This window comes from Acinetobacter sp. YH12252 (assembly GCF_013417365.1).
Classification (GTDB): domain Bacteria; phylum Pseudomonadota; class Gammaproteobacteria; order Pseudomonadales; family Moraxellaceae; genus Acinetobacter; species Acinetobacter towneri.
Map to the genome: position 1 here is coordinate 1 of NZ_VPEA01000030.1, position 5,939 is coordinate 5,939.

Below are 5,939 nucleotides of genomic sequence, written 5' to 3' on the forward strand. Positions count from 1 at the left end.
GTAAATTTTCAGCGTTGCTGGCTCCCCGTCAGCCGGATTGGGTTGCATCGCAGGGGTGTCGAAAGAGTCAACTGCGGTCCAAAGCTGTTGGACTTGGGTGAAAAGGGCGTTTATTCTTCCTATACGTAGGTTTGCAAATCCTTCTTTAATTGCTTCTTCCGTTAAGGAACTAATCCACAATCTTTTGATAGGTGCTTTCGTTCCTGACTTTAAGAATACCCATCGCTGGATAACCTCTCCTTCTTGTCCAGCATCCCCGCAGTTGATAATTTCTTCGGCGTTTACAAGAAGTTGTTTGACAATTTTAAATTGCTTTTTAATTCCTTCATCATCTATGACCTTAATTCCAAATCGAGAAGGAATCATGGGCAATTTTCTTAAATCCCAATATTTCCATTCCGGTAAATAATCGTTTGGTTCTTTAAGCGTGCACAAATGCCCGAAAGTCCAGGTTACTTGATATCCATTACCTTCGTAATACCCATCTTTACGAGTATTAGCACCGATAATGGCAGCGATATCCTTGGCAACACTTGGTTTCTCAGCAATGCAAACTTTCATGAATTAACGCGTAAATTTCTTTATATTAAATGAATAAAGATGTTTTTCATCTTTATCTTGTTCTAAAATATCTTCTTCTTCCCATTCTACCCAATTTACAAAAGGGAAAAAGGTGTCAGCTTCTTCAAATGTGTTATGTACTTGTGTGACATACATTTCATTTAAAAGTCCTGTTTCTAAGGCCAGTTGGTAGATTTGAGCACCACCAATAATGAAGCATGTTAAGTCTTTTCCTTCAAGATGTTGTGCGACTTCTTTTAAATCATAAATCACTGTTGCACCTTCTGCACTATAGTTTTTATCTCGTGTTAAAACGAAGTTTAAACGATTTGGAAGCGGTCTGTACTTCTGAGGAATAGATTCCCAATTTTTTCTTCCCATTACAACAGCGTGACCCGTTGTCGTTTCCTTAAAAAATTGCATATCTCTTGGTAAGTGCCAAAGCAAATCATTGTTAGCACCCATTTCTCGGTGTTTCCCAATTGCAACAATTAAGCTATATTTAATACCCATTTCTGTTTCCTTATATTTTAAAGCTAATTAAATTGCAACAGCTGCTTTAATGTGTGGATGTGGATCGTATCCAACTAATTCAAAATCTTCAAATTTAAAAGAGAAAATATCTTTAACATCTGGATTTATTTTCATTGTTGGAAGTGGACGTAATTCTCTAGATAATTGAAGCTTAGCTTGGTCAAAATGGTTGGAATACAAATGCGTATCTCCAAAAGTATGAACGAAGTCTCCAGCCTCCAATCCACAAACTTGCGCTAGCATCATTGTAAACAATGCGTAGCTTGAGATGTTAAAAGGAACACCCAAGAAAACGTCTGCTGAACGTTGGTAGAGTTGACAACTTAATTTTCCATTTGCAACATAGAACTGGAACATGTTGTGACAAGGAGGTAAAGCCATTTTATGAATGTCTGCTACGTTCCACGCACTTACGATATGTCTTCTCGATTCCGGATTGTTTTTCAAACCATCTATCAAGATTTTAATCTGATCAATAGTTCCACCTTTACCGTCGGGCCAAGAACGCCATTGATGACCATAAACAGGTCCAATATTACCATCTTCGTCCGCCCATTCGTCCCAGATTGAAACTTTATTGTCTTTTAAATATTTAATATTGGTATCACCACTAATAAACCATAGAAGTTCATGAATAATCGAACGAAGGTGTAATTTCTTTGTTGTAATTACCGGAAAACCTTTACTCCGAGCTCCTAGTCGCGAGTTGCAGCGACGGCATCGTCGGCTGTTGCACCTTGTCGGCCGAGGATCCCGAGTTCTGGCCCGACGCCCTCAAGGGGGAGGCCGCATATCTGCACAAGCTCGCGGTGCGACGGACACATGCGGGCCGGGGTGTCAGCTCCGCGCTGATCGAGGCTTGCCGCCATGCCGCGCGAACGCAGGGGTGCGCCAAGCTGCGGCTCGACTGCCACCCGAACCTGCGTGGCCTATACGAGCGGCTCGGATTCACCCACGTCGACACTTTCAATCCCGGCTGGGATCCAACCTTCATCGCAGAACGCCTAGAACTCGAAATCTAACGTCCGTTCGGGCATCGAGGTCCATGTCGGGGTGGGACGGGCCCGTGGCTTCAAGATCACTTGCAGTCCGACCGCGATGTCTTGGTTGCGCGAGAGGTTGTCGACAGGCCATGCTGAGTGTGCGATGGTTGATCGCTTCCTCGCCGCTCTCCACGGCGACGATGGCCGCCGCCATCAGCAAGTGCGCCAGTTCCCCTATGGTGCCCTCGCTGCGTGTGAGCAGGTAGCGAGCCATGTCCAGCGTGGCAATTGGGGAAGGCCGGCGCAGCGGGAGCGAAGCGGCGAAGCTGGCCAGCAGTGAGCAGCAATCGTCGTTGGCCTCCCATACCGGCAGCATCATCGGCTCGAAGCGATTTTCCAACTGGTCATCGGAGCGGATGGCTAGGTAGGCGTCGCGCGTGCCTACCCCAACCAACGGGATGCGCAGTTCGTTGCCGAGGAAGCGCAGCAGGTTGAGGAATTCCCGGCGGTTGACGCTGTTGCCGGCCAGCACGTTGTGCAGCTCGTCGATCACCAGCATGCGCACGCCGACCTTGCGCAGCAGTGCCAGAGCCAGTTGCTCCATTTCCGGCAACCGTGGGCGTGGGCGCAGCGGCGCGCCCATCGCGGCGAGCAGCGCGACGTAGAAGCGGATCACGGACGGCTCGGACGGCATCTGCACGACCAACACCGGGATGTGCTCCTGGTCGGCGTCGGAGCTGGCCGGGTGGGTGCGGCGGAACTTCTCGACGTTCATCGACTTGCCATTGTTGGTCGGGCCAACCAGCAGCAGGTTGGGCATGCGTTGCTTGTTTGGCCACGCATAAAGGGCTTCCAGCCGGTTCAGCGCCTCGACTGCGCGCGGATAGCCGATCCAGCGGTCGGCGCGAAGGCGCTGGATGCGCTCGTCCGCCGGAAGACGGGCCAAGCCCTGGGCCGCCGGCAGCAGGTGGGACAGGTCGATGATGGGATATTCGTCCACGGCTACCACTCCTCAATCTGGTCGAACGGTTTGGCGGGTGGCAAGTTGTCTGCCTGCGGGTCGGCAATATCCGTATCCGGCGGAACGGGCTTGTCCGGCCGAGCTGATGTCTTGAGGTGCTGGCGGCGATCCGCGTCACGCCGCGCCTTGCGTGTGGCCTTCTGCGCGCTGGTCACAATCTCACGCATCTGGCCGATCATGCGGAACAGCGCCGACTCATCCACCTGTTCGCGCCCTTGCTGCCGCAGTTTCGCCAGCGCCTGCCGTTGTTCCCAGAGGGTGACAGCCGGATGCGACAAGGTACGGTAGGGAATTTCCAGGTAATGCTGTCCCTCCGGTTCCAGGACCCAGATACGGCTGATGTCGCGCGGATCGCGCCGGATCAGAAAGGACGGCCAGCGTTCACGCCGCGCAATCCACGGCTTGAGCGCATCGGCGTAGTAGTGGATGTGGTCGATGACAAAGCCGGTGCGGGTCAGCGTGCGCCGGAGGATCGGCAGAAAATCGACCAGGAACGAAGTAGCGCGTGTGACGACGGCCGGTACGCCGACACGCGCCACGGCCTCGGCCCAGCGCGCGGCCGGCGGTTGGAGCAGGCCGTTGTGCACCGAACCGTGGTAGGTGCCGACCGCCAATGTGAGCCAGCGCTCTAGCTCGCGCAGCGTCAGGGCGGCCTTGTTTTCGGAATCGTAGTCGCCGCGCTGGTCAGGGTTGGAGAAGGTCGTTCCCGGCAGTTCGTCGTGAATCATCTGCATCGCCGTGCCGATGATCCGTTCCACGATGCCGCCATAGTGCGGCTGTCCCAGCGGGCGATAGTCCAGCCGGATGCCATGCTGCTCGCAACCCCGGCGCAGGGCCTCGCTCTTGAACTCGGCCGCGTTGTCTAGGTAGAGCAGCAAGGGCTTGCCGCTCATCTGCCAATCCATTTCCACGTTCAGTCCTTCCAGCCAAGGGCGCTTGTCGCAGGCGACATGCACGAGGCACAGGCCAACCGAAACGGCAGACGGCGCTTCCAGCGTGACGACCATGCCGAGCACGCAGCGGGTGAACACGTCGATGGCGAGGGTCAGGTACGGGCGGCCAATAGGTTGCCGGTCGCGGTCATCGACCACGATCAGGTCGATGACCGTATGGTCTATCTGCACCTGCTCCAGCGGCGCGGTCACGGCAGGAGGCTCGCCGCCCACACCTTGTAGGTCACGAGCGGCATCCTGGCCTTCCCGCCGGCGGATGACCTTGCGCGGGTCAAGGCTAGCGATCCGTAAGGCCACGGTATTGCGCGCCGGCACTCGCAGTTTTTGAGCCTTGCACACCTGAGTGACTTCGCGGTGAAAGGCCGCTAGGCTGCGCTTCTGCTTGGTCAGGAACCGCTTTTGCAGTAGCTCGTGGATGACGCGCTCGACCGGTTCCGGCAAGCGCCCCTTACCTTTACCTCCACCGGACTGGCCGGGCACCAGATCCGTCACGAGGCCGCTGCCTTGCCGGGCACGCCGGATCAGAACGTATACCTGGCGCCGAGACAAGCCCAGCGCCTGAGCCGCCATATCGGCCGCTTCGTGCCCGACCGTCTCCGACTGCGCCAACGGACTGATGATCTCCGCACGACGGCGCGCACGCTCCCAAGCCTCATCAGGCAGAGTGGCCACGCCTTGTTCTGGAATCCGTGGGGTGTCCGTCGCCATGCTCACCTCGCTTTGGTGCACACGAGTATTGAGCATAGTCGAGATTGGTGCAGATCACTTCTGATATTGAACTGTCAGGAGCTGGCTGCACAACAGCCATTACGCCCAATCAACTGGTGCAGTCGTCTTCTGAAAATGACAGCCGAGCTGGCCGGGTACAGTGCGGCCCAGGTGAAACGGATATGGGCCGAGGTCAGCCAGGCCGAAGCGAAGCAGCACGGCGCGTTCGTGGAGGACGCATTGACGGAAGCCGATGCCCTGGCCGCTGTCGGCCAGGATGAGCGCCAGGAGGAAAGGGCATGAAGAAGCCGAACCAAGACGACGAGCCGTTTTTCATCACCGAGGAGATTGCGTCCGAAATGATCGCCGGCGGCTATGAGTTCGAGCTGCCGCCCATTCCTTGCACCATCCGCCTACGCGACGTGCTGGAGCGCATGACCGATGCTGAGCTAGCATTGCAGCCGGGCGAGATCGCCGACCAGGAGCGTGAACGCTGCCGGCGCAAGCCGTGTTCAACCTCATGATCTGGTCATGGTATTTTTCATGGCACTGAGCCTGATAGTTCTTGCAAATTGTTGTCACTAAAGGGTTTTGTGTGCTTGTTTACAATCGAGTGGGAGTGACGGGCACTGGCTGGCAATGTCTAGCAACGGCAGGCATTTCGGCTGAGGGTAAAAGAACTTTCCGCTAAGCGATAGACTGTATGTAAACACAGTATTGCAAGGACGCGGAACATGCCTCATGTGGCGGCCAGGACGGCCAGCCGGGATCGGGATACTGGTCGTTACCAGAGCCACCGACCCGAGCAAACCCTTCTCTATCAGATCGTTGACGAGTATTACCCGGCATTCGCTGCGCTTATGGCAGAGCAGGGAAAGGAATTGCCGGGCTATGTGCAACGGGAATTTGAAGAATTTCTCCAATGCGGGCGGCTGGAGCATGGCTTTCTACGGGTTCGCTGCGAGTCTTGCCACGCCGAGCACCTGGTCGCTTTCAGCTGTAAGCGTCGCGGTTTCTGCCCGAGCTGTGGGGCGCGGCGGATGGCCGAAAGTGCCGCCTTGCTGGTTGATGAAGTACTGCCTGAACAACCCATGCGTCAGTGGGTGTTGAGCTTCCCGTTTCAGCTGCGTTTCCTGTTTGCCAGCCGGCCCGAGATCATGGGGTGGGTGCTGGGCATCG

The 5,939-nt window shown here is 55.2% G+C and carries 6 protein-coding genes and 3 pseudogenes; 4 read left to right on the top strand and 5 right to left on the bottom strand.

Annotated elements, in window-relative coordinates:
- From FTV28_RS13230 to FTV28_RS13240, 3 genes and pseudogenes are all read right to left on the bottom strand, one after another.
- The coding region (locus FTV28_RS13230; protein ID WP_257222118.1) for a toprim domain-containing protein at nucleotides 1-561 on the bottom strand (561 nt) is incomplete at its 3' end.
- Nucleotides 562-564: 3 nt separating this feature from the next.
- Nucleotides 565-1,074, bottom strand: a complete 510-nt coding sequence (dfrA20, locus tag FTV28_RS13235) for a trimethoprim-resistant dihydrofolate reductase DfrA20 (RefSeq protein WP_179990692.1) — start codon at nucleotides 1,072-1,074, stop codon at nucleotides 565-567.
- 27 nt (nucleotides 1,075-1,101) lie between these two features.
- Nucleotides 1,102-1,782 (bottom strand): annotated as a pseudogene (locus tag FTV28_RS13240) (thymidylate synthase); the annotation flags it as partial.
- Between FTV28_RS13240 and FTV28_RS13245 the strand changes: the two are divergent.
- Nucleotides 1,782-2,117: pseudogene (locus FTV28_RS13245) on the top strand (GNAT family N-acetyltransferase); the annotation flags it as partial. The pseudogenes FTV28_RS13240 and FTV28_RS13245 overlap by 1 nt on opposite strands.
- On the opposite strand, the gene FTV28_RS13250 reads toward FTV28_RS13245, so the two are convergent.
- Both FTV28_RS13250 and FTV28_RS13255 read right to left on the bottom strand, forming a co-directional pair.
- Complete coding sequence (locus FTV28_RS13250; RefSeq protein WP_179990694.1) at nucleotides 2,086-3,078, bottom strand: TniB family NTP-binding protein; 993 nt, start codon at nucleotides 3,076-3,078, stop codon at nucleotides 2,086-2,088. The pseudogene FTV28_RS13245 and the gene FTV28_RS13250 sit on opposite strands and share 32 nt — an antisense overlap.
- Nucleotides 3,079-3,080: 2 nt before the next feature.
- Entirely contained in the window at nucleotides 3,081-4,760 is a 1,680-nt protein-coding gene (locus tag FTV28_RS13255; RefSeq protein ID WP_000179844.1) for a Mu transposase C-terminal domain-containing protein, read from the bottom strand.
- A gap of 138 nt (nucleotides 4,761-4,898) precedes the next feature.
- Between FTV28_RS13255 and FTV28_RS13265 the strand changes: the two are divergent.
- The 3 genes and pseudogenes from FTV28_RS13265 to FTV28_RS13275 all read left to right on the top strand — a co-directional run.
- Nucleotides 4,899-5,063: pseudogene (locus FTV28_RS13265) on the top strand (resolvase); the annotation flags it as partial.
- On the top strand, nucleotides 5,060-5,284 hold the full coding sequence (locus FTV28_RS13270) for a hypothetical protein (RefSeq protein ID WP_179989180.1): 225 nt from the start codon (nucleotides 5,060-5,062) through the stop codon (nucleotides 5,282-5,284). The pseudogene FTV28_RS13265 and the gene FTV28_RS13270, both read left to right, overlap by 4 nt.
- Before the next feature lie 210 nt (nucleotides 5,285-5,494).
- Nucleotides 5,495-5,939: transposase zinc-binding domain-containing protein (locus tag FTV28_RS13275; RefSeq protein WP_179990696.1), on the top strand; the 445-nt coding region annotated here is incomplete at its 3' end.

Coding starts and splice junctions, on each gene's coding strand:
- FTV28_RS13270 (WP_179989180.1), top strand. CDS start 5,060: ATGAAGAAGCCGAACCAAGACGACGAGCCGTTTTTCATCACCGAGGAG.
- dfrA20 (WP_179990692.1), bottom strand. CDS start 1,074: ATGGGTATTAAATATAGCTTAATTGTTGCAATTGGGAAACACCGAGAA.
- FTV28_RS13255 (WP_000179844.1), bottom strand. CDS start 4,760: ATGGCGACGGACACCCCACGGATTCCAGAACAAGGCGTGGCCACTCTG.